Below are 23,136 nucleotides of genomic sequence, written 5' to 3'. Positions count from 1 at the left end.
TATATATTCGGGCTCAAGGAGATCCTAAATGAAGGCGGTTTTTGTCCTGTTCGATTCGCTCAATCGCCACATACTGGCGCCTTATGGCGGCAAGCGCGTTCCGACACCCAATTTCGACCGCCTTGCAGCCCGCAGCGTCACCTTCGACAAGCACTATGTGGGAAGCTTGCCCTGCATGCCGGCGCGTCGCGACATGCTGACCGGGCGTTTGACCTTTCTTCACCGCAGCTGGGGGCCGCTGGAGCCTTTCGACAACGCCTTTCCCGAGTTGCTCCACAAGGCGGGCGTCTACAGCCACCTGGTCACCGATCACTTCCATTATTGGGAGGACGGCGGCGCCACCTACCACAACCGCTACGACTCCTACGAATTCGTCCGTGGTCAGGAGGGCGATCGCTGGAAGGCCATGGTGCAGCCGCATTGGGAGCGCCTGCGCGAACTGTACCATGCGCGGCAGTTCACCGCGGAGCGGCGCAAATACTTCTCTCAGAACATCATCAATCGTCAATTCATCCGCGAGGAGAAGGACTTCCCTTCTGTCCAATGCTTCGCCCATGGCTTCGATTTTCTCGACCGCAACCGCGCCGCCGACAACTGGCTGCTCCAGATCGAGACTTTCGATCCGCATGAGCCGTTCCAGGCCCCGAGCCGCTTCAAGGAGCCCTTCGATACCGGATGGAAGGGGCCCATCCGCGACTGGCCGCGTTATGGCCGGGTCGACGAGTTGCCGGAAGAATGCGAGGAGCTGCGCGCCAATTATTATGCCGTCGTCGCCATGTGCGATCACCTGCTCGGCGAGCTGCTCGACTACTTCGACAGGCACGATCTATGGCGGGACACGGCCCTCATCGTCACCACCGACCATGGCTTCCTGCTCGGCGAGCATGATTTCTGGGCCAAGAACCGCATGAATCTCTATGAGGAAGTCGCCCATATCCCGCTGTTCATTTACGATCCCCGCAGTCTCGCCATGGCCGGATCACGCTCCTCCTCCCTCACCCAGTCGATCGATCTCGCGCCGACCTTTCTCGACCTGTTCGGTGTCGGGCCTGAAGCCGAGATGGAAGGCCATTCCCTCCTCTCGATGAAGTCCGGCGAAAGGCGGCGCGACGGCGCGCTCTTCGGTTATTTCGGCGGCGCGGTGAACATCACCGACGGGCGCTATACCTATCATCGCTTCCCCGCCGACCTGTCTCGCCAGGAGATCTACCAGTATACTCTGATGCCGACGCATATCTTCGCGCCGTTCTCGCCCGAGGAGCTTGCCGATGCCGGGATCGCGGATCCTTTCGCCTTCAGCAAGGGGGCGCGGCTACTCAAGGTGCCGGTGACCAGGCGCTCGCCGATGTATGAGAACTACGGGCCGGGTGCTTTGCTGGAATCTGACACGCGCCTCTACGACCTGCACACCGATCCGGGGCAGCTCGATCCATTGACCGACAGGAGCGAGGAGACAAGGCTCGTCGCACTGATGATGGAGCTGATGCGCGCCAATGATGCGCCGCCCGAGGCCTTTTCACGCCTTGATCTCGAGGGGCCGCAGTTGCCGGTGGCCGCGCAATGACAAAGAAGCTGGCGCAATCGCTCAGTCCGCTGGTCGGCACCCTGCGCCAGATCGCCACCGTGCGCCGGATCGTGCTTGATGACGGTCCGGAGAACGGCGTCCGCGCCCTCTCCTTTTCCACCGGTGGCGGCCTCGAATTCCTGGCCCTGAGCGACCGAACACTCGATATCGGCACGCTAAGCTGGCAGGGCATTCAGATCGCCTGGCAGAGTCCGGCAGGTTTCCGCACGCCGGCGCTCATCGATCTGGAGAGCGAGGGTGGCCGCGGCTTCAATCGCGGCTTTTCCGGTTTCCTCATCACGTGCGGATTGAACCACATCCGCCAGCCCGCGAATGGCGAGCCCCTCCATGGACGCCTTCCCTTCACGCCGGCACGGCTCACCGCCTATGGCGAAGACTGGGACAGGGACGAGCCCCTGCTCTATTGCGAGGGCGAGGTGGTGCAGGCGCGCTACGGCGGCGAGGCGCTGCGCTTGCGCCGGCGGATCGAAGCTCCAGTCGGCGGCGGGACGATCCGGATCACCGATATGGTGGAGAATCTCGGAGCGGAGATATGCGCGCAGGAGATGCTCTATCACTTCAACCTAGGTTACCCGGGAATTGCTCCCGGCACCACCGTCGAGCTCGACGGACAGAACCTTCTGGGTCCGATCGAGCTGCCGGATGACGACGGGCTGCAGCCGGCCAGAACCTGGCCGGCCCAGGCGAACGGAACGTCTCGTTGCACTGTCGTAACACCATCCGGTGAAAGAAGACTCTCCGTCAGCTTTTCTTTCGACACGCGCACTTTAAGCCATCTTCAGCTCTGGCGCGATCTGCGGCGGCATACGGGCGTCCTCGCGATCGAGCCATGCAGCAGCCCGCTTGCAGCAGATGGGAAAGGCAAGGCGGATTCGAACCTTGCGCCTGGCGAGCGCCGCACCTACCGCCTGGAAATCACTCTCTCCGGCAGCCCGCGACCGTTGAACCTGCCCGATCGGAGCTGATCGTCCCTTGCGTATCGGAATCCTGAGTTTTGCCCATTACCACGCCGACTTCTGGGCGGAAGCTCTCGTCGAGGATCGCCGCACATCTCTCATTGGACTCTGGGATGACGATGCGCAACGCGCGATGACTGCGTCCGGGCGCTTTGATATCCCTCAATTCGCATCTATCGATGAATTACTTGACGCCGTCGATGCCGTTGCGATCTGCTCCGAGACGGCCCGGCATCGCGCCCTGATCGAAAGAGCCATCGCGCGCGGTCGGGCCGTGCTGTGCGAAAAGCCGATAACCACGACCTTGGACGACGCCGATGCCATCGTCGGCCTGGTCGGGCGATCCGCCGTTGCGTTCATGCAGAGCTTCCCCAAGCGGCTCGATCCCGTGAACCACAGGCTCAAGATGATTTTGGAAAGCGGCGAGCTGGGGCAGATCAGGCTGGTCCGCATCCGCCACGGCCATGACCACGGGCAAGACCCCGCCTTTACCGGCGGGTGGTGGACAGATCGGGATTTGAGCGGCGGCGGCACGTTGATCGATGAAGGTGTCCACGCCTTTGACTTCCTGCGCTGGCTGTTCGGCGATCCCGTCGCGGTCCAGGCGAGCCTGTCGTCGTCATCATCGTCGTCCGTCGAGGACACCGCCGTGGCGATAGTGCGCTGGCCAGGCGGCCTCCTGGCGGAGGTCGCCACAAGCTGGTCCTTCGCGGCGGCGGACAATTCCGTCGAAGTCTACGGAACTAGGGGCTCTGCGCTGCTCTCCGGCGTCGACCTGGCATCGGGCCGTCTGTCGGCGCCGCCCTACTTGCGAATAGCCCGCACCGGCGCATCGGCATGGGAGCCCGTTGACGTCACGCCGAGCTTCGTCTCGGGCCGGTTTCATCACGCGGTGGCGACCGCCTTCCTCGACTGCCTGTCGACAGGCGCCGCGCCGCCGAGCACGGCTGTCGATGGACGCGCCGCCCTCGCAATCGTCCTTGCCGCCTATGAGTCTGCTCGTACCGGTGAGGAGAAACGGCTGGGTTGACCGTCATCGTCGATGCGCCACGCGGGCATCAGCCTCTCGCTCATCTGATCCAGTTCCCATTCGGAGCCGCGAATGCGGCCCTCTTGCCGTCATGCCAGCTCCCCTCCCCGACAATGACGAAAGGCGCCCAATAGGCCGGCATGGCGTAGCGGCCACCCTGGTCGATCAGCGTGATGAGGGTCTGGCGCAAGGCCTCGGCCCGGCCTATTTCGGGACGCTCGGAAACCCTGTTGATGGATCCCGTAGTGATCGCGACTGCCGCGTCGGAATAGACCGGCCAATGCGAGACGAGGAGGCCGCGCGTACCGGCATAGAAGAACGCCCGCGCCAGTCCGGAAAGGGCTTCGGCATTGTTCCCCTCTCCGGCAGCGGTGTTGCAGGCCGACAGGACGACCCAATCCGCATTGAGCTTTAACGCGCTCACTTCCGATGCCGAGAGAAGACCATCATCCTCCTCCGTCGGCTTGTCGGGCGGTGTCAGGACGAGCGCAGGTTCCGCGAGAAAATCAAGATCGCCTGCCACCAGGCCATGGGTGGCGAAATGCACGATCCGTGCCGAGGCGAGTTCGCCCGACAGGCTGAGCGCCTTGAGCTTCGCTTCTGTCGCATTGGCACCGAGGAAAAGCTCATCCTCGCTGCCTTTGAGGCTTTGGGCGACCGCGCAAAGCTCAACCACCGTTTCCGGCAAGGGTGCGAGCTTTCTCAACTCTGCCACATCGGCACGTTTTCCCCGGAAAAATCGCGAGAGGCCCTGGTCATTGCGAGAGGGCTCCGCCGCCGCGAGCATCGACTCGCCGATCGGCGTGCAATCCATCTTTTGCCAGGCAGAACGATCGCTGCCATCGGTACCGAGCAGCAGCGGATTGCCGAAACCGATATAGGGCTTCTGGCCCGCCACCATTTGCCTTTGCCCCCGCAAGGCCTTGAGCGATGTCACCGACGGCAGCATGGAAATCGCATGATCGCGAATGAGCCAATGCGCCAGCCGATAGGCGTCACCCACGGTAGTTGCGTCATCCGGCGCCCTGCTCACCAGAAGATGAAAAGGCAGGCTCGAGAGATTCTTCGATGGCACGACGATCAGCTGCTTGCCGGCGATCATGGGAGCGACAGGCCCGAGAACTGCCTGATAGAGTTCATGCGCAAGCGTGAGATCGAAACTGCCACCTGCCGTATCGGAGATAGGCGTCGCAGCTCGCGAACCGGAACCGACGCCGAGGAGATTGCGCAGCGTGCCAACTTTTGCGCCGATCGCATCCGGCTCGAGCGCAACTCTTACCCAGAGTGGCTTTCCCCGCTTTGGCACTGCCCACAGAAACATCTCCGCCGGCAGTGGGGGCAATGCGGAGGTCTCGACAAAGCTGAGGAGAACCTCATTGTCCCCGAGCAGGTCTTGTACCTCTGAAATTGTCAATGGCCGGGAAGCGGAGAGCGCTGCGTAATGAGGAAACTGCTGCTGCAGCCTGTCGCTCACCGATCGGAGTCTGGCGGCGACGACTGCAAGCTGCTTGCGGATCTCCCGCTCGTTCTCCACCTGACGCTGCATATACGGCAAGGAAACCAGCTCCATCAGCTTGCCATCCAGAGCCTGGCTTTCGCGCATCAGGTCCTGACGTTCGCGCACGACCTGCGAAAGAGAAATGTCGCCGGTTTCCTGCCGCGCCGACATCTGCCCCAGCGCGAAGGCGGTTTCGGATGAACTGGTCCATTGCGACATCGCGAACATGTCTTCAAGGATGCGTTGCGAGCCTTCCCCCGCCTGCTCGCGCTGATAGTTCACTTTGATCAGGCCGTCGAAATCATAGAGATTGCCGACCAGCTTGCCGACATCGGCATTCGCCGCACCGGCATTGGCCGGCAGGAGGGTAGTGTCGATCTCCTTCAGATGGATTTGAGCAGCCTTCTCGAAATAGCCGGTCGCATCGGCCGTCCTGCCAACTCGCAGGTAAAGTGCCCCGAGACTTGAGTAGAGGCCGGCCATCTTGGGATTTTCATGGCCATAGATCCTGGACATCATCGCCAACGCCTGGCGGTAGTAGTCTTCGGCCGCGGCAAGGCGGTCAAGATCAACGGCCAGCTCCGCCGCTTCCACATAGCTGCCGGCAAGAACAGGGTGATCGGGCCGCAGAAACTTCCTCCTCAACGCAAGCGATTTGGCAAGGACGCCCTCTGCCTCTTCGAGCTTGCCCTGTCTTTGCAGCAGCAGCGCCGTGGCATCATGGACATAGGCCATGTCGACATCGTCACTCTTGCGGAGCTGAACGGCAATTCGCGTCGCCCGTTCGACAAGTGCCTCAGCCTCGCTCCACTTTTTCCTCCTGTCCAGAAAATAAGCGAACCGCAGGAGAAAACTCGCCTCGTCCCAGTCGCCGCTCCTGCTCGTGATCCGGTTGAACATATCGTATGTGTCCAATATGCGCCGATAGTGCGTTTCCGCCTCGTCGAGCCTGCCCTGCACCTCCAGAATCTCCGCCGACTGGGAAAACAGCCTGTCTACGCCGGAGGGGATCACGAAAAAGGCAGTGCCAATCGTCCGCTCCGAGAATTCGAGCAGGAAGCGCGCCGCTTCCTCGGCTTCGGCAAATTTCTGTTCGCCTGCGAGCGAATTGATGAGCATTGGATATTCATAGTTCAGATACCTGTCATTCTCACCTGCAAGCTTGATTCGCGTGTCGATGTTCCGCCTCAGCAATGGCGTCGATTCGTCGTAGCGGCCGCGCGCTATTTTCGCCAGAGCGAGCGCTTCCCGGAACGCGTTCAGGTAAAGCGAGTCCGCCTCCAGCCATTTTTCGGCGCCGGCAAGCGCCTTGGCGCCGAACGCCTCGGCTTCCTCAAATCGGGATTGATAATAGAGCGCCAGCGACAGACCGCGCTGTGCATAGGAAATGGTCCGCGCGTCCTGTGATCCCGCTTGTTCATATAATTCGAGCGACCGGACAAAGAGGGGTTCAGCCTCGTCATAGCGTTCGAGCCTGTTGAGGACATCGGCCAGCCGGTAGGCATTGCTCGCCAATTCTTCCCGGTCGAAATCGGAGATCTTCTCACGCAGGGTCAGCGCGATCCTGAAATGCGCTTCAGCTTCGGTGTAGCGAAATTGCCGTTCGACGAGGCTGCCGATGATATCATGGCTCGTGGCGATAAGTCCGTGAAGCGAGCTGTCGATCTTCTCGCGTATCCGCAAGGAACGCCGATGCAACCGCTCCTCGTCCCTTTCGCTGTCGGCCATGTGCCCGGCCGCCAGTGCATGATTGAAATAGGCGTTGGCGAGTAGATCACCTTCTCCCTGTGTCACTTTCAGCAGGATGTCGGCGCTTCGCGCCCAGCTCGCACGAGCCTTCGCAAATTCCCGCTCTGTAAAATGAAGATTGCCGAGGTCAAAGAGAGCGGCGGCAAGCACCATGGATCTGTGGCCGTAGATCCGCTTGTCGAGTTCGATGGCATGTTCCAGTTCGACGATGGCGGCGGTGATGTTTCGAGCGCCCTCATAGGCAGTGGCGAGCAGAGAGAGTTGCCGCGCAGTTTCCCGGCTGGCTTCGCCATAGGTGTGCTGGGCGAACTGCACAGCAGATTTCGCGACATTGACAGCCTCGGCATGCCGGCCACTCTGCGAGAAGGCGCGCGCCTCATCGTTCATGGCGGCCAGCCGCGCTGCCGGATTCTCTTCGGCGCTTGCCGGGGATGCGAAGAGTGTCAAACCGGCAATGAAAGCCAGGATGACAAGGCGGGCCACATCGAGCCTGCTACCGGCAGCCATTCTCGGTATAACGCAGCAAGTCGTCGAAACCGGTGAAATACGGGCTGTACATCTTCGTGGGCTCGCTTTCGTAATAATGCGAGTTCACTCCGATGATGTAGTTCCCACTGCCCCGCTTGGTCGTATATCTCGCCACCCACGCGCCGCCGCTGGAGCCGCCCAGGAAGCGGCTTTCGCTGTGCTTGGAACTGGTGACCGCCAAGTCGCCATAGGGTGCGGGATCAAGCTTGCCTTTCACCACCGACACCCGGCGGCCGCCCGCAATGTCGCTCGGATAGCCGACAAGCATGTCGCTCGAATAGTCGTCACGCCAATGCGGGTGATAGCCGAAATTTCCGGTCGGCGACGGCTTGTCGACCAGGAACATGGCAAAATCCCACTGATACTCCCTGGGCACGCCAAGTCCCTGGGTCCAGCCGCCATAGGTCGCTATGCACTTCGCCCGGTGCAGGCTGAGCTGCTTTCCATTGCGGTACTGCAGCGCAAAGACCAGGTCGGTGACAAATCGCCCATTGCGGTTCTGCACGCAATGTGCCGCGGTCAGCACGACACGATCGGCGATGAACTGGCCGCTGCACACATAAGGGTCGCCGTTCTTGCGGAAGAACATCTTTCCCGCCCATTTCAGCGGCGTCCCCGCATCCACATTCCGGCCCTCATTCTCCTGAGGCTTCGCCGGCTTCTGGCCGGAGCGCTGCGGCTTCTTCATCGCCTTCGAGCTTTGCGGCGGCTTTCCCTTGATCACCGGCATGGGGAAAGGTTTGGCCTCGCTGAGCTGCGCCCTGCTCCAAGGCATGGCCTTCGTCGGCTCATCGGGAAATATGACCGAGTTGAAGCGCATCTCCGGATTGCTGTTGTTCTGGGCGAAAGCAGGACCGGCCGAGGCCAGCGCCATCCCGGCCAGAACCGGAATTATCGACATTCCAAGCTTCACCATCTCACACTCCACTCCGATTTACCTTTCCGGGTCTGGACGATTGCGACCATTTGGAAACCTCCCATTTGGGTGGGCGCATCTGCCCCAAGGTCAGAATAGGAAGGGAATCGTACGAAGTGAAGGGGATTTTGTGGCCATGACGTGGCCAGCGGGCAATTGTCGTCAGCGGCCCGTCTGCGGCTGCAATTTCATCAGCACCGGCAAGACATCATCGAGCGTCGTGCAAGGGTAGCAGCCGAGCTTGCGCAGATCCGCCGTGACATCGACCGGAAGCCCCGAATTCGAGTCATCCGGGACCTGGTTGAGACGGCCGCCGACCACGATCGGAATGTCGAGACCTCGGCGGGCGAGTTCATCCACCACCTCGCGGCAGTATCTGAGCGCCACGCCATTATAGGTGCTGATGGCGATGAGGTCGGCGCCCCCCTCCACCGCCCTGGCGACCAGCATATCGGCATCGACGGAGACGCCGCCATCCACCACCGCGATATCGAGGCCGGCAAGCGCCTTCTCGACCAGATATTTGCCATGCTCATGCACGTCGCTGGTGGCAACGCAGGCCTTGAGCCCTCTGGGCAGCATTGATGCGGAACCGGTCCTGCTCCGGGCAATCCAGTGTTCGGCCGTTTCATCGAGCTCCCGCGCCCATTCGGCAAGGACCAGCGGCTTTCGCGATTTTCCTGCATCGGCTCCAGGACCGAACATGTCCTCGAGCCGCTTGGGTCCCATCCGACGGATGGCCAGGAGAAGCTGCGCCGCATCCTTCGTGTCGATGCCGATCTCCGCAAGACCGCCAAGGACGCGCCCGGCAAAAACTTGCCCATTCCGCACCAGCTCTTCCGCCAGGTCCTCGACCTTCTTCCACTCGACCAGGCTCTCGTGGAAATGCGCATGCTGCGTGAGCCGCGTCGCGAAAGTCTGCGCGTCGATGATCTCATCGATATCGGGAATGCGGTTGTTCTCGGTCACCGGCACCGGATTGATCGCATGCCCCGTGGGCCAGCGGCGCAGCGCCATGATATCGGCCAGGAGATAATTGGCGAGGCTGGCATAATTGCCGGCGGGCGAGGACTGATAGCTCACCGTATTGCCGAAGATCATCGTGCCCGGCGTGTCGGTCACCCGATGCAGCGCCGCATGGAACGCCATGCGCGACAAGGGATCGGAGAAGTGATGGCCATAGCAATGGCCGAGCCTGGCGCCCGCCAGTTCCTCGATGATGTATTTCTCGACGATCACCATGCCGAGGCTGCAGCACATGTCGAGGAAGAGTCCGGCAAACCCGTCATCGAGATTGGAGTGGACGAGGATTTCCACATCCTGCGCCGCGATCAGGCCGAGCGCCTTGACCGTCGCCTCCGTGGTCGCCACCTCATCGTCCCAATGCGGCAGGCGGAAGGTGAAATACTGGCCGAGATTGCCGATCGAGGTGGCGCCCGCCAGCAGGGCTGCTCGCGTGTTTTCGAGGGCACCCGGCAGGCCGATCATGAAGTCGCCGAAATGCGCCGCCGCCGGCGATGCTTCGATGATGCGCGCGAAATCCTGAGGTCCGTCGAGCACGATGCCGGTGCCGCGTGGTGCCGTGCGGCGCATGGCTTCGGGATAGCCCATCGACCAGTCGAGCGTAATGCCGAAGCGGTCGACCGTGACGCCGGCCGCGGCACACTTCTCATGGATCTCGGCGATGGCGCCGAGCGTCCGCTCGACATTGCGGAAGCCGATATGCGCATGCTGGGCAACCCGCTTCTGCGCGGCATTCGCTCGCTTGCCGGCGGCCTCCGAGGGAAATCCCGTCTCGCGCATATAGCGGCTGGTCCCCAGACGGCATTCGCGGGCGAGATCGCGTCCGGCCGCCAGCAGCTCGCTGCCGGGTGGCAGGGAAGGTGACACGAGTTCCGAACGCAAATGCTTCATCGTGGCACCGCTGGGCGACCGAGGAAATCAGCCAGGAGCTGGGCGAAAGGCTCCGGCCGGGTGGAAGGATGGAAATGGCCACCAGCGAGGCGCTCGAGCCGCGCGCCGGCAATCGCCGCGGCGATCTCCGCGCTGTGACGGAAGGGAATCATCAGATCGTCTTCCGCGCCGATCACCATCACCGGCCCCGTGATCCTGCCCAACTCGGCATATCTGTCGAAATCGAGCAGCATGCGGATGCGCGCTTCCGTCACCGGCAATGGCGCAAGCCTTTCCGCCGCCGAGGCCACGGCAGCTTGCAAGGAGTCCTCATGCGCCTCGATCCATTCGGGCGTGTGGCCCAGCACATGGGTGAGCGTTTGATAGTCGGTGGTCAGCCCTTCACGCAGCAGGCTGGACCGCACCGCAAACAGCATACGCAGGCGGGCATCGGGCCTGGCCCAGCTTCCGCTGATCGTGGTGGACAGGCACCGCATCGGCGCGTCGATCGCGAGGCTCTGCACGATGGCGCCGCCGGTCGAATGGCCGACGAGATGGGCCTGCTCCACCCCCTCCTGGTCGAGGATGCCCAGGATGTCGGCCGCGATGCCGCTGATCCGATACGCGCCGAGCGGCCGGTCGCTGCGGCCGGCGCCGCGATGATCGACGGCGATCAGGCGGTAGCGGTCCTTGAGCCACGCCATGACGCCATCCCAGAAACGGCCATCGCCGCCGAGTCCCGGCACCAGCAGGACCGGCGCCCCCTTGCCCACGACATCATAATGGATGCGGCAACCATCCCTCGCCACATGGATGCTCATGCCGGCCTCGAACGATAGTCTTCAATCAGGCGGATGACGCTGAATGCCGTGATCAGCGAAGTTTTGGGATTTTCGGGATCGGGCGCGTTCATGAACTTCATATGCGCGCTGCCGAGACGGCTTGAAACATCGATCTCATGGCAATTGCCGGAGGCTTCGGGATCGGCGATCACCCGCACCGTGACGGGCGCAGGGGCCGCAGCCAGCGCAACGGTCAGCGCGGCATTGAGATTGCGCGGATAGAGCTGCGCCGCCTCGCCAGGCGACCCTTCGAACAAGGTAACCGGCTCAACGAGACCATCGGGATCAAGCTTGTGGCTTTCGAGCTCGCGGCGCCAGGCGGCAACGGGCTTGCGCGACGAATAGCGTATTTGCACATCGGGCAGCAGGGCGGCGATGCGCACATAATCGAGACCGGCGACCGCGCCGCTGGCGATCTTGAGCTCCGTTTTCGCCTCCTTCGCGCAACGCGTGAGTCGCGCCAGCAACCCGCCATCGGCGAAAGCACCCGTCGAGCAGATGATGACGGGAATTCCAGCGGCAAGGATCGGCTCCACCAGCTCCGCGACCACTCGCTGGCCGGCCGCCTCCACCACGATATCCGGCCGTCGCGCCAGAAAATCGGCAAGGCTCTCGGTCACTCCTGTGCGACCGCCGGGCGAAGCGCGTCCCTCGCGCACCAGCAGGGTCACGGTATCGTCCGGCCGATCGTCGAAATAGGCCAGCACCTGCTTGCCGATGGCGCCCGCTCCGATCAGCCCCACATGCATGTCAGGGCTGGCGCTGGTCTTCGGGCTGCGCCGCGAACACCGTGCGCCTTTCGATCTCGAGCACATTGGCGGGGCGCGGGAAATTCACCGGCACCTTGTCGCCGGCCTGGCGCGGGCGTCCGATCTCGCGGAAGAAATCCTCAAGCCCGTTGGGAATGATCAGCCACACCCATTTGAGATTGCCCTCGCCTTCATTGATGAACATGTGGCGGTTGTTCTTGCCGAGGAACAGCACCGTACCGGGCCCCATCGGCAGTTCCTTGCCCTCGATCACCGCCTTGCCCCGGCCCTCGAGCACGATCAGCGCTTCCTCGTTGCGGTCATGGCTGTGCTCGCGCACATAACTGCCGGGCGCCACGGTCTGGGTGCCCATGGCGAAAGGATGCTCCATGGCGACGAGATGCGGCGCCAGCAACACGTCGATATGGCCATTGGCCGGAACCGGCTGCCAGTAGCTTTCGGCCTTTTCCGGTCCGTTCACAAGTACCGCCCCCTTGGCAACACGCTCTTTCACGGCTGACATGATTTCCTCCCGTCAATTTCGCGACCAGACTAGCATGCTCATAAGTGCATACACAATAGTAGACACTTTCGGCGGCTTGCTTCATACTCGCTCTGAAGGCCCTGCTCACGACAAGCAAGGGCCTGGAGGATCGTGCGAAGTCCATGAATAATATGCAACAGGCCTGCGATGTCCTGGTCATCGGCTCGGGATCCGCCGCTTTGTCGGCCGCCCTGCGCGCCGCCAGATCGGGCCTCGGCGTCCTCATCGCCGAAAAGACCGGTCTCCTCGGCGGCACCAGCGCCATGTCGGGTGCGGGCGTGTGGATCCCCGCCAATCACGTCGCGAAAGCCGCCGGGATTGCCGACAGCCCCGACGAAGCACTCGCTTATTTGCGTGCCGCCTCGCCCGAGGGCTGGGCGAAGGATGAAGATCTTCTCTGGCAATCCTTCGCCGAAGCAGCCCCGCGCATGCTCGACTTCATCGAGCGCGAGACCCCTCTCGCCTTCGCGCTGGTCAACGAGCCCGATCCCCTCGCCGAGAAGCCAGGCGGCAAGATCCTCGGCCGCATGGTCTCGCCCTCGCCCTTGAGCCGCTGGAGCCTCGGCTCCTATGCGCGCAGGATCCGCCGCTCGACGCTCGTCCACCTCTTCACCTATCAGGAGATGGTCGATCTCGATCCCTATCATCATCCCATCAAGGCGGGCCTGCGCGTCCTGCACAAGCTCGCCTGGCGCTATCTTACCAGCAGCGGTGGCCAGGGCACGGCGCTGATGACCGGCCTCATCCGCGGCTGCATGGATGCGGGCTGCCAGTTCCTTCTGAATTGCCGCGCCACCCGCTTGACGACGGACGAGCTCGGCAATGTCAGTGGTGCGCTCTTCACCTTGAACGGCAAGGAAATCGAGATCCGCGCCCGCCGCGGCGTGGTGCTGGCGACCGGCGGCTTCGAATGGGACGCGGAACTGCGCCGGAAGCATTTCGCAGGCCCGCTTGACCGGCTGGGCAGTCCCTCCACCAATACCGGCGACGGCCAGCGCATGGCGGCGGCCATTGGCGCCAGGCTCGACCGCATGGACCAGGCCAATGTCTATCCCTGCCTGCCGACCGTCTATGAAGGCAAGCCGCATGGCCTGCCGATGACCTTCCAGGCCGAGCCGCATTCGATCGTCGTCAACCGCCATGGCAAGCGTTTCGTCAGCGAGAGCGATTTCAATATCGGCGAGGCGCTCGACCGCCGCGATCCCCAGACCGGCGAGCCCGTCAATCTTCCCGCCTGGATCATCGCCGACCGGCGCTTCCTCACGCGCTCGCTGCCTTTCCGCTGGTATGCGTCCTACGACAAGGCCTGGATCGTGAAGGCCGATACGCTTCAGGACCTCGCCGCCAGGATCGGCCTTCCGGCGCAAGCCCTCGCCGACACCGTGACGCGCTATAACGGCCATTGCGACAAGGGCCGCGATGAGGATTTCCGGCGCGGCGAGTCGGGCTGGGAGGATTACAAGACCCATGGTCCCGCCAACCGCCTGGGCCGCATCGACACCGGCCCCTTCCTCGCCATGTCCCTCAATCGCTCGATCCTCGGCACCAAGGGCGGTGCCCGCACCAATGCCAGGGGCCAGGTGCTGCGCGAAGACGGCAGCATCATTGGTGGGCTTTATGCGGCGGGCCTCGCCATGGCCAATCCGATCGGCACCCGGGCACTTGGCGCCGGGACGACGCTCGGCCCCAATCTCACCTGGGGCTTCATCTGCGCCGAGACCATCATGAAACAGAATGCCGAAGGATCCGCCCGATGAAGAATGCCCCTTCGATCGAAGAGCATGTCGAGATGTACCGCAAGATGATCGTGGTGCGCCGGCTCGAGGAAGGTCTGGGCCGCCTGCATAAGGAAGGCAAGACGCGCGGGCCCATTCATCGCTGCGACGGACAGGAGGCGGTGGGCGTGGCGGCGACAGCCGTGTTGCGCGACGGCGACAAGCTCACCAGCACTCATCGCGGCCATGCGCACTATATCGGCAAGGGTCTCGACGTCTATCCGGTGATCGCCGAGATATTCGGCCGTGCCACCGGATCCTGCGCCGGCCGCGCCGGCCACATGCTGATCGCCGATGCCGAAAAGGGCCTCATCGGCGGCAATGCCATTGTCGGCGCCGGCATCCCGGCCGCCACCGGCATGGCGCTCTCCATGCAGGTGCTGGGCAGGAAGGACGTCGCCATGTGCATCTTCGGCGACGGCGCCGCCCAGACCGGCATCTGCCATGAGGCGATGAACATGGCGGCCCTGTGGAAGCTTCCCGTTGTCTTCGTGCTCGAGCACAATCAGTTCGGCCTCACCGTGCCGTCCTCGGTCCAGTCGCCGGTCGCCGATCTTTCGATCCGCGCCGCCGGCTACAACATGCCGGCCGAGATCGTCGACGGGAATGACGCGGTCGCCGTCTATCGCGCCGTCGCAAACATGGTCGACCGGGCGCGGCAGGGCCTCGGACCGGGCCTGATCGAGGCCAAGACCTATCGCTGGGAAGGCTTCTCCACCTCCGACATGGGCGGCTATCAGACGCCTGAGGACATCGCGGCGTGGAAGGCGCGCGATCCCATCCGCATTTCCTATGACGCCTTGAAGAACGAGGTCGGCGCGGCCGCCCTCGATGAGATCGAGCGTGAGGCCGGCGCCGAGGTGGCGGCGGCCTTCGCCAAAGCCCTGTCCGATCCCTTCCCGGCTTTCGCCGTGCCTTCTGCCTATGCCGCCTATTCGGGAGCGCTGTGACATGGCGATGATGCGTTATGCCGAGGCCCTGAACGCGGCTCTGCGCGAGGAGATGCAGGCGGACGCAAGCGTCTTCCTCTTCGGCGAGGACATCGGCCGCTATGGCGGCGTCTTCAAGGTGACCAAGGGGTTGATGGAGGAGTTCGGCGAATTGCGCGTGCGCGACACGCCGATTTCCGAGCAGGCGATGACCGCCATGGCGGTGACGGCGGCGATGACCGGCACGCGACCGGTGCTCGAGATCATGTATGCCGACTTCGTGCCGCTGTCGCTCGATGCCCTGATCAACCAGGCCTCGATCTATGAGTATATCTGGAACGGCCAGGTGCGCATGCCTTTCGTGCTGCGCACCCAGGGCGGTGGCGGCGCCGGTGCCGGCGCCCAGCATTCCAAATCGCTCGATTCCATGCTGGCCCATGTGCCGGGCATCAAGGTCGTCGCCCCGGTTACACCGGCAGATGCCAAGGGCATGTTGAAATCGGCGATCCGCGACAGCCAGCCGGTCGTCTTCCTCGAGCACAAGCTTCTTTACAATACGCGTGGCGAAGTGCCGGAGGATGCGGATTTCACCGTGCCGCTCGGCAAGGCGGCGACGCGGCGCGAGGGACGCGACGTATCGATCTTCGCCACCTCGCGCATGGTGCTGGAGGCGCTCAAGGCCGCGGATGCGCTCGAGAAGGACGGCATCTCCGCCGAGGTCATCGATCTGCGCTCGCTGCGCCCGCTCGATGTCGAGTCCATCGCCACATCGATCGCCAGGACCAATCATGCCGTGGTCGTCAATGAGGGCTGGAATTTCTGCGGCTATGCGGCGGAACTGTCGGCCACCATCATGGACCGCTGCTTCGATGACCTCGATGCGCCCGTCGCGCGCGTGACCTTGCCGGACATGCCGGTTCCCTATAGCGAGCCCCTCGAAATGGCGGTGCTGCCCGATGCCGGCAAGATCCGCGACGCCGTGCTGCGGGTGGTGAAGTGATGGACGCCACGCGCCATCCGATCGTCATCGACACCGCCGGCGGCGAATATATGGAATCCGTCATGGTGGTGGACTGGGCCCGAAAGCCCGGCGATCCGGTGAAGATGGGCGAGACCATCGTCACGGTCGAAACCGCCAAGGCCGCGACCGAGATCGCCGCACCCCATGACGGATATCTGGCTCAAATCCTTCATGCCGCCGGAAGTGAAGTGCCGGTTGGATCGATCCTCGGCTATGTGAGCGACCGACCCGGCATGGCCGCATCGTCAACTGCCGGTGAAGTTGCTCAGCCTCAGGCCTCGGCCGCGTTCACGCGCGATATTCCCGCTCCGCGCCGCGCGCGAGCCATCGCCAGTCCCCTGGCCCGCCGCCTTGCCGCCGAGACCGGTATCGATCTCGCGCAGGTGAAGGGCAGCGGGCCGAATGGCCGGATCAAGAAGCGCGACATCGACAAGGCATCCGCCATATTGCCGAAGCCGGCGGTATTGGCCGATGCTCTCCCCATTGTCTTCCTGCATGGCTTCGCGGCCGACCGGAACATCTGGCGCTGGGTGATCCCCTTGCTGCGTGTCCGCAATCGCGTGATCACGCCCGACCTGCCTGGCCATGGCAGCGCTCTGACGACGCCGGCACGGAGCATCGGCGATCTCGCCGCCGCCATTGCCGCCACTCTCGAGGCCGAAGGCATCAGCGATGCGCATGTGGTGGGGCATTCGCTGGGTGGTGCGACAGCGCTGGCGCTGGCCGGTATCGGCGCATTGCGCATTCACTCTTTGTGCCTGCTCGCCCCGGCAGGGCTTGGACCTGACATCAATGGTGATTTTCTCGGGGGCATCGTCGGCGCGCAAACACCGGAGAGCCTCACGCCCTGGCTCGACATGATGGTCGGCGATCCCTGCGTCCTGCCGGCCGGCTTTGCGCAAGCCGTGCTCTGGCAGAGGCGGCAGGAGAATTCGGCCGCGGTTCAGTCGCGTCTGGCCGCCGGCATCTTCGCCAATGGCCGCCAGCATGAGGATTTCTCCCGGAACCTGAAAGCGTTGCGCATCCCGGCCAAGGTCCTCTGGGGCCGAGACGACCGGATCATTCCCATGGCGCATGCTTTCACGGCGCCGGGAACGACCGCCATCCACCTTCTCGAGAAGACCGGCCATGTCCCCCATCTCGAATATCCCGACATCGTCGCGTGTCTCATCGACGAGCTCGTCCTCTCCACCGGCAGATAGACAGGAGCCACCTTCATGATCTTCGACCATCGAATCTACACCTCCCACCCCAATCAGATGGGTCACTTCCTCAAGCTCTATGAGGAGGTTGGCCTGCCGATGCAGCGCCATTATATTGGCGAGCCCTTCGGCTTCTTCCAGACACATATTGGCGAGCTCTCGCGCATCGTCCATCTGTGGAAATATGACAGCCTTGCAGACCGCGAGGCACGCCGCGATGCCATGGAAGCCGACCCCGAATGGCAGGCCTACCGGCGCAAGGTCATCGAGACGAATTATCTGACCGACATGCGCAACCAGATTCTCAAGCCCGTATCCTTCTTCAACCCGAACAAGTGACGTAATGAAGCTTGAATTCGAATCCTCGGGCGAACGCTGGAGCATCAGCTGCGATGAGGCGAAGGCGCCCGGAACCCTGGCGCATCTCGCTCTATGCCTGCCTCTGCCGCTTCAGCTGCACACGCCGAAGATCGCCGGCAACCACATCTACTGGCACGCCCCCTTTGTGACCGAGGTGGAAGGCGGCATGGAGGTCGTGCAGGCGCCGCCGGGCGCCTTCATCTATTGGCCGGTTCGCCAGTTTCTCGAGATCACCTTTGCGCCCTTGCAGGCCGAGACCGCGACGGTGACGGTGCTGGGCCAGCTCGACGGCCCGGTCGACGGCATCACGCGTCTGGCGGCACGCTTGCGCGAAAGCCAGGGACGGCAATTGTTCACCGGCACCTTGTCGCTCGCAGATGCCGGCGCATCATCGCCCCGATCGGCGAAGCCGTCTTCTGTTCCGGGTCACATCCAGGCGGCGCGCCTGCAACTCTGGGCGAGTTGTCCGCCAGATGTGAAGAACCTGACGCAATCGCGCGGCATCATGCATCCGGCCGGGCCTGTCTTCATGGCGGAATCGGAAGCCCGTATCCTGCATGAAAACCTGTGGTGGATCCGCGAGCGCCGTGCGCGCGATGATGCCGCATCGCTTCGCTATACGGCCGGCCTCGTCCTGAACCGCGCCGCCACGCGCTTGCACGATTTCTGTCACCTGACGACATCGTCAAAAATCCTGCTCGATCTCGATGCGGCGATCGCCGCCGATCCGACCCTGTTCGAAGCCCTGCTCGATGAAGCCATTCTGTGCAGCGGCCGCCTGGCGGCCTGGATCGACCTGCAGATTCCGTGGAACGCCGTGAACGAGGAATTCCGCTCAGCGCTTGGCGGAAGCTCGACCTCGGCCATGGAAGTACCGGCATGAGCGTCCATCTTGAAAAACCCGTAGGCGTGGTTGGCCTCGGCATCATTGGCCAGCGCTGGGCCGCGGCTTTCCGGCATGCCGGGCTGACCGTCAGGGTCTATGATCCGGATGCCGGACAATGGGACAGGTTCCAGGACATGGCACCTGCCCTCCTCGCCGATCTCGATGCCTTGCATGGTCCGGCGATCCGCCTCGGCGATATCTCCTTCTCGAGCGATATGGGCGAAGCCTTGGCGGAGACCGGCTTCATTCAGGAGAACGGCCCGGAACGGCTCGAGTTGAAGCAATCGCTTCTTGCCGCGATCGAGCGCCATGTCGCGGCCGATACCATCATCGCCTCCTCCTCATCGGCGCTTTCCGTCTCGGCCATGCAGGCCCGGTGCGCTCATCCTGAGCGCATCGTGCTGGGCCATCCCTTCAATCCGGCGCATCTGATGCCGCTGGTGGAGATCGTCGGCGGCGAGCGCACCCGGCCCGAGACCGTGACCGCCGCGCGCGCTTTCTATGAGGCAATCGGCAAGAAGCCGGTGGTGCTCAACCGCGAGATCACCGGCCATCTCGCTTTGCGGCTGATGGGGGCCATGTGGCGCGAGGCCATTGCGCTGGCAGGCGCCGGCGTCGCCTCGGTCGAGGACATCGACCGCGCCTTCATGTACGGGCCCGGGCCGAAATGGACCTTGCAGGGCTCGTTCATTTCCAACCACCTGAATGCCGAGGGCATCGAGGCTTTCTTCCGGAAATATGGCGGCACCTACCAGGATATCTGGGACGATCTCGGCACCGCGACGCTCGACGATGAGACCACCGCCACGGTGGCAGCGTCCATGCGTGGCGCACTCGCCGGCCGTGGCAATGATGATCTGCGCGCCGAGCGCGACAAGGGGCTTATCGAAATCCTCGCGACGCTCCATCGTCACGGCGCCCTGTGACCTCGAAAGGAGATGGCCCAATGACATTGCAACCCTATCGCTCGGCACTGGTCACCGGCGGATCAAAGGGCATTGGCGCCGCCATCTGCCGCAGGCTGCGCGGGCGCGGCCTCGCCGTCTATGCCGCTGCCCGCAGCGCTGATGCGCTGGCCGAGCTCGCCCGCACCACTGGCATCATTCCCATCGTCGCCGATATCCGCGATACGGCGGCTCTATGCGCCGGGCTTGCCGGTGCCGAGATCGACATATTGGTGAACAATGCCGGCGGCCTCGCCACGGTTCGCCCCCTCCATCTGCAGACCGCCCAGGAGATCCGCGACACTGTCGCGCTCAATCTCACCGCACCGCTCGAGCTCATCCAGGCGCTGCTGCCCGGCATGATCGCCCGCAAGCGCGGCCACATCTTCAGCATCACCAGCACCGCGGGCCATGCCGTCTTCCCCGGCACCGTCAGCTATGGCGCCGCCAAGGCCGGCCTCGCGCATGCCTGCGGCATCCTACGCTACGATCTCGCCGGCTCGAATATCAGGATCACGGAAGTGAGCCCGGGCCGGGTCGAGACGGAATTCTATTTGCAGGCCTTCGCCGGCGACAAGGCGGGCCTGAAGCAGAAGATGTATACCGAGCAGCGGCCTTTGGCGCCCGATGATGTTGCCGCCGCGATCGCAGCCGCCTTGTCCATGCCCCAGCATGCCGATCTGGCGCGCATCAGCATCGAGCCCACCGACCAGGCGACCGGCGGCCATGTCTATGGCATCTTCAAGCCCGATTGAATCTGGCGCTCAGCGTTCACGCAATCGCGCCAGCACGGCGTCCGAAGCTTCGGCCCAGGCCGACGGCACCTCGCGGCGCGCCAGTGTCTTGAGGCCAAGCTCGGTGATGCCGCCCGGCGTGACGAGCTGGCGCAGGATCTCGTCGAGATCGCCTTCCGCCTCATCCGCCATGCGGCCCGCCGCCACGAAAGTCCGCGCCATCAATTGCCGCGCGGTTGCGGGCTCGACGCCCTGGCGCGCGAGCCATTGGGCGCTTTGCCGGATGAGATCCTGCGCCCATCCATATGTGGCGGCACTGACCGTCGCCGTTTCGAATTCCTGCTCGTCGCGCAGCACGATGACCGGGCCCAAGGGATCGATCAGCGGTCGGGCAGCCGTGAGATCGGGAAAGATGGTCGTCGGGCTCGCCCCCAATTCGCAGGCCGTCAGCGGCATGACACGCGTGATCCGGGCGGCGGGTGCCGCCTCCTGCAACCGGGCGATCGCAATGCCGGCGCAGGCCGAGACGACGACATGGCCCTCCGACCAGGGCAGGCTGGCAAGGGCGGTGACCGCATCCCGGGGCCGGACCGACAGCAGCACCACCTTGCAGCGCCGCACCAGCTCCGCATTGCTCGCCATGACGGGGATGCCATATTTGGCGCCCACCTGGCTTCCCTGGCCGCGTGCCGACAGCACGAGGTCTCCCGGCTTCACGCCACTATCGAGTAGACGAATAATGATGGAGCGTGCCAGATGGCCAACGCCGAGAATGCCAAAAGCCATCGCCTAGCTCCACTCTGTTCGGCCGGTTGAAGACCCGATTTTGAAAGGTTCGCCAAGATGCACAAGCCCAAACGGACGCCCAAAGGCCGCCGCTCCGCCGATTCGGGCGAGCGCGCCTACAAGGCAATCCGCAAGCAGCTGGTCGAATTCAAGCTCAAGCCGGACCAGCGGATCAACGAGATGGCGCTGGCCAAATCGCTGGGCGTCTCGCGCACCCCGATCCGCGAGGCCCTGAACCGGCTGGCGAGCGAAGGCTTCATCGCCCTCACCCCCAATCGCGGCTTCTTCTTCAAGGCGCTCGATATCGACGCTTTGCTCGATCTCTATGAATTGCGCGCCATGATCGAATGCGGCGCTTTCACGCTGATGTGCGAGCGCGCCAGCGACGCCGAGCGCGACCGGCTCAAGGACTTCTGGGACGGCGTCAAGGCGGACTACCGCGAGCGCGATCCGGACGACATCCTGGTGCTCGACGAGGGCTTTCACCTGCTGATCGCGGAGCTGTCCGGCAATCCCGAAATCGTCAACCAGCTCAAGGCGATCAATGCCCGCATCCGCTTCATAAGGCGTATCCAGATCCAGCATGTGTCGCATGACTTCGATATGGTGAACACCCATTCGCAGATCGTCGATGCCGCCATGAAGCGCGACGTCGCCGCCGGCACGGCACTGCTCAAGTCCCATATAGAAATGACGGTATCGGGCGCTCAGCGGGCCCTCAAGGATGCCCTGCTCAACGTCTACATGGAAAAATCCGACAGCTCCTCCGGCCGCAGGGCCTCGCGGCCCCGCTGACCGCATCTTTCTACATTTTTGTCTGCACAATTGTCTACACTTTTCTTGACGTCTCCTCCGTAGTCTGATGTGATGGATTTGCGGCTCGCCGAAGGCGGGCCGGCATCGGCCGGACAAGGTTTTTTCGCTGCCCTTGGAAAATCGCGAGACCGCAGATCCCGGCGCGGGACAACTGGAGAGGAACACCATGAGGAAACTAGCCGCAACCCTTCTCGCCACCGTCTTCCTGGCGGGCTCCGCCTGGGCGGAAGAGATCACCATTGGCCTGTCCGGCCCCCTGTCGGGCCCGCAGGCCTATTTCGGCTCGACCTGGCACAATGGCTTCAAGCTTTACGTCGACAAGCTCAATGCCGCCGGCGGCGTCAACGGCGTGACCGTCAACTACAACCAGCAGGACGACAAGGCCGATCCGCGCGAAGGCACGCTCGTCGCCCAGAAATTCTGCGACGACGACAAGGTCGTCATCGCGCTCGTCAATTTCAACAGCGGCGTGGCCCAGTCCACCTTGCCGATCTATGACGAATGCACGCTGCCCAACATGACCTTCGGCTCCAACCCCTCGCTCACCCAGCAGGGCTACAAGTACATGGTGCGTCCGGTCGCCAATGACCTTGCGGGCGCCCTGCTCCCGGCCGAATATGCCGTCAAGAAGCTGGGCCTCAAGACCGCCGTGGTGATCAACGACAAGCAGGTCTTCGGCCAGGGCATCTCCGAGATCTTCGCCAAGAACTTCGAAGCGGCCGGCGGCAAGGTTCTTTCGACCGTCTCGGTGACGCCGACCGATGTCGACTTCACCGCCGTCCTGGCCCAGGTCAAGACGCAGAATCCCGAGGCCATCTATCTGGGCGCGGTCATGCCGCAGCTGGCGCTGTTCGCCCGCCAGATGAAGGAACAGGGCGTCGGCGCAAGGCTCTTCGTTCCCGATGGCGGCTATACGCCCGAATTCATCGACCAGGCGGGAGAGGCGAATGCCCAGAAGGCCGTCGTGGCGATCCAGGTTCCGCCCATGGACGCAAGCCCCGCCATCGCCGACTTCGCCAAGCTGTACAAGGAGAAATATGGCGAGGAACCCGGTGCCTATTCGATCTATGGCTTCGTCCAGGGCCAGATTCTCGAGCAGGTTCTGAAGACGACAAAGGGCCTGACCCGCGAGGACCTCAATGCGGCGCTGCATGGCGTCAAGGTCTCGACCGCCGTCGGCGATCTCGAATTCGACGAAACCGGCGAATTGAAGAAGGCGCCGTCCTATCTCTATGAAGTCGAAGGCAAGACCTTCAAGCTGATCGGTTCCTATTGAGGAACCCGGATCGCATTTGCATGCGCTCCGAGCCGTGTGTTAGGCCATGCCTTGCCCTCTCCCCGCTTCAGCGGGGAGAGGGAGGGTCCCATTGCGAAGCAATGGGAGGGTGAGGGG

The 23,136-nt window shown here is 63.3% G+C and carries 20 protein-coding genes; 13 read left to right on the top strand and 7 right to left on the bottom strand.

The window, feature by feature from the left end:
* The first annotated feature begins 28 nt into the window (after positions 1-28).
* The 3 genes from DT068_RS10090 to DT068_RS10080 are packed head-to-tail and all read left to right on the top strand — an operon-like array spanning position 29 to position 3,571.
* Positions 29-1,564 carry a sulfatase gene (locus tag DT068_RS10090; RefSeq protein WP_119389685.1) on the top strand — a complete coding sequence of 512 codons (1,536 nt, stop codon included), beginning with the start codon at positions 29-31 and terminating at the stop codon, positions 1,562-1,564.
* On the top strand, positions 1,561-2,550 hold the full coding sequence (locus DT068_RS10085; RefSeq protein WP_119389684.1) for a DUF4432 family protein: 990 nt from the start codon (positions 1,561-1,563) through the stop codon (positions 2,548-2,550). The genes DT068_RS10090 and DT068_RS10085 overlap by 4 nt, the downstream gene beginning before the upstream one ends.
* Positions 2,551-2,557: 7 nt before the next feature.
* Positions 2,558-3,571 (top strand): Gfo/Idh/MocA family protein, encoded by a 1,014-nt coding sequence (locus DT068_RS10080; protein ID WP_119389683.1) that lies wholly within the window; start codon positions 2,558-2,560, stop codon positions 3,569-3,571.
* A gap of 40 nt (positions 3,572-3,611) precedes the next feature.
* On the opposite strand, the gene DT068_RS10075 is transcribed toward DT068_RS10080, so the two are convergent.
* The 6 genes from DT068_RS10075 to DT068_RS10050 form a co-directional block, all read right to left on the bottom strand.
* Positions 3,612-7,325: a CHAT domain-containing tetratricopeptide repeat protein gene (locus DT068_RS10075; protein WP_119389682.1), complete on the bottom strand. Its 3,714-nt coding sequence runs from the start codon at positions 7,323-7,325 to the stop codon at positions 3,612-3,614.
* On the bottom strand, positions 7,312-8,247 hold the full coding sequence (locus tag DT068_RS10070; RefSeq protein WP_162914117.1) for a trypsin-like serine peptidase: 936 nt from the start codon (positions 8,245-8,247) through the stop codon (positions 7,312-7,314). Before DT068_RS10070 ends, DT068_RS10075 begins: the two co-directional genes overlap by 14 nt.
* Positions 8,248-8,424: 177 nt before the next feature.
* The gene (locus DT068_RS10065; RefSeq protein ID WP_119389680.1) at positions 8,425-10,176 is read right to left on the bottom strand and encodes a cobalamin-dependent protein; all 1,752 of its coding nucleotides are present in this window, start codon (positions 10,174-10,176) and stop codon (positions 8,425-8,427) included.
* Positions 10,173-10,976, bottom strand: a complete 804-nt coding sequence (locus tag DT068_RS10060; RefSeq protein ID WP_119389679.1) for an alpha/beta fold hydrolase — start codon at positions 10,974-10,976, stop codon at positions 10,173-10,175. The genes DT068_RS10065 and DT068_RS10060 overlap by 4 nt, the downstream gene beginning before the upstream one ends.
* The gene (locus tag DT068_RS10055; RefSeq protein WP_368904606.1) at positions 10,973-11,746 is read right to left on the bottom strand and encodes an aspartate dehydrogenase; all 774 of its coding nucleotides are present in this window, start codon (positions 11,744-11,746) and stop codon (positions 10,973-10,975) included. Before DT068_RS10055 ends, DT068_RS10060 begins: the two co-directional genes overlap by 4 nt.
* Position 11,747: 1 nt before the next feature.
* A complete protein-coding gene (locus tag DT068_RS10050) occupies positions 11,748-12,269 on the bottom strand; it encodes a cupin domain-containing protein (RefSeq protein ID WP_119389677.1) in 522 nt (173 codons plus the stop codon).
* 143 nt (positions 12,270-12,412) lie between these two features.
* On the opposite strand from DT068_RS10050, the gene DT068_RS10045 reads away from it, so the two are divergent.
* The 8 genes from DT068_RS10045 to DT068_RS10010 are packed head-to-tail and all read left to right on the top strand — an operon-like array spanning position 12,413 to position 20,162.
* Positions 12,413-14,047, top strand: coding sequence for an FAD-dependent oxidoreductase (locus DT068_RS10045; RefSeq protein WP_119389676.1), 1,635 nt, complete (start codon positions 12,413-12,415; stop codon positions 14,045-14,047).
* The gene (locus DT068_RS10040; RefSeq protein ID WP_119389675.1) at positions 14,044-15,015 is read left to right on the top strand and encodes a thiamine pyrophosphate-dependent dehydrogenase E1 component subunit alpha; all 972 of its coding nucleotides are present in this window, start codon (positions 14,044-14,046) and stop codon (positions 15,013-15,015) included. The genes DT068_RS10045 and DT068_RS10040 overlap by 4 nt, the downstream gene beginning before the upstream one ends.
* 1 nt (position 15,016) lies before the next feature.
* The gene (locus DT068_RS10035; RefSeq protein ID WP_119389674.1) at positions 15,017-15,994 is read left to right on the top strand and encodes an alpha-ketoacid dehydrogenase subunit beta; all 978 of its coding nucleotides are present in this window, start codon (positions 15,017-15,019) and stop codon (positions 15,992-15,994) included.
* Positions 15,994-17,217, top strand: coding sequence for an acetoin dehydrogenase dihydrolipoyllysine-residue acetyltransferase subunit (locus DT068_RS10030; RefSeq protein WP_119389673.1), 1,224 nt, complete (start codon positions 15,994-15,996; stop codon positions 17,215-17,217). The genes DT068_RS10035 and DT068_RS10030 overlap by 1 nt, the downstream gene beginning before the upstream one ends.
* A gap of 15 nt (positions 17,218-17,232) precedes the next feature.
* Positions 17,233-17,556, top strand: a complete 324-nt coding sequence (locus tag DT068_RS10025; RefSeq protein ID WP_119389672.1) for an NIPSNAP family protein — start codon at positions 17,233-17,235, stop codon at positions 17,554-17,556.
* Positions 17,557-17,560: 4 nt separating this feature from the next.
* Positions 17,561-18,460, top strand: a complete 900-nt coding sequence (locus DT068_RS10020; protein WP_119389671.1) for a hypothetical protein — start codon at positions 17,561-17,563, stop codon at positions 18,458-18,460.
* Entirely contained in the window at positions 18,457-19,389 is a 933-nt protein-coding gene (locus tag DT068_RS10015) for a 3-hydroxyacyl-CoA dehydrogenase NAD-binding domain-containing protein (protein ID WP_119389670.1), read from the top strand. The genes DT068_RS10020 and DT068_RS10015 overlap by 4 nt, the downstream gene beginning before the upstream one ends.
* Before the next feature lie 20 nt (positions 19,390-19,409).
* Positions 19,410-20,162, top strand: a complete 753-nt coding sequence (locus tag DT068_RS10010) for an SDR family oxidoreductase (protein ID WP_119389669.1) — start codon at positions 19,410-19,412, stop codon at positions 20,160-20,162.
* Between the two features lie 9 nt (positions 20,163-20,171).
* On the opposite strand, the gene DT068_RS10005 is transcribed toward DT068_RS10010, so the two are convergent.
* Positions 20,172-20,927 (bottom strand): pyrroline-5-carboxylate reductase family protein, encoded by a 756-nt coding sequence (locus tag DT068_RS10005; protein ID WP_119389668.1) that lies wholly within the window; start codon positions 20,925-20,927, stop codon positions 20,172-20,174.
* A 57-nt stretch (positions 20,928-20,984) separates the two neighbouring features.
* Here DT068_RS10005 and DT068_RS10000 point away from each other — a divergent pair, with 57 nt between their 5' ends.
* Complete coding sequence (locus DT068_RS10000) at positions 20,985-21,722, top strand: GntR family transcriptional regulator (RefSeq protein ID WP_119389667.1); 738 nt, start codon at positions 20,985-20,987, stop codon at positions 21,720-21,722.
* 187 nt (positions 21,723-21,909) lie between these two features.
* Entirely contained in the window at positions 21,910-23,019 is a 1,110-nt protein-coding gene (locus DT068_RS09995; protein ID WP_119389666.1) for a branched-chain amino acid ABC transporter substrate-binding protein, read from the top strand.
* Positions 23,020-23,136: the final 117 nt, after the last annotated feature.

Source organism: Taklimakanibacter lacteus, from assembly GCA_003576695.1.
GTDB classification, from domain to species: domain Bacteria; phylum Pseudomonadota; class Alphaproteobacteria; order Rhizobiales; family Aestuariivirgaceae; genus Taklimakanibacter; species Taklimakanibacter lacteus.
This window is presented reverse-complemented; position numbering and strand designations above follow the sequence as displayed.